The sequence below is a fragment of the Inhella crocodyli genome, assembly GCF_004004565.1.
Lineage (GTDB): Bacteria > Pseudomonadota > Gammaproteobacteria > Burkholderiales > Burkholderiaceae_C > Inhella > Inhella crocodyli.
Genome location: NZ_SACM01000013.1, coordinates 1 through 286, shown reverse-complemented (window position 1 = coordinate 286; position 286 = coordinate 1). Strand labels below are relative to the sequence as shown.

The window sequence follows — 286 nt, the reverse complement described above, 5'->3', positions numbered from 1 at the left end:
AAGTCCGCTGCGTCTACCGATTTCGCCACCCGGGCGGGCGGCGCATTGTGCTGGAGCGGGAAACGAGGCTCGAACTCGCGACCTCAACCTTGGCAAGGTTGCGCTCTACCAACTGAGCTATTCCCGCCTAACCGCGGCGCGATGCCGCGGACAGCGTCGTGGAGCGGGAAACGAGGCTCGAACTCGCGACCTCAACCTTGGCAAGGTTGCGCTCTACCAACTGAGCTATTCCCGCAAAAACACTGACCACGAAACACTTGGAGGCGCGGGGCGGAGTCGAACCGCC

General features: G+C 62.9%; 2 tRNA genes. Both read right to left on the bottom strand.

The features are described from left to right. Positions 1-51: 51 nt before the first annotated feature. Positions 52-127 (bottom strand) — tRNA-Gly (locus EOD73_RS17490). Positions 128-159: 32 nt separating this feature from the next. Next, positions 160-235 (bottom strand) — tRNA-Gly (locus tag EOD73_RS17485). Between the last annotated feature and the right edge of the window lie 51 nt (positions 236-286).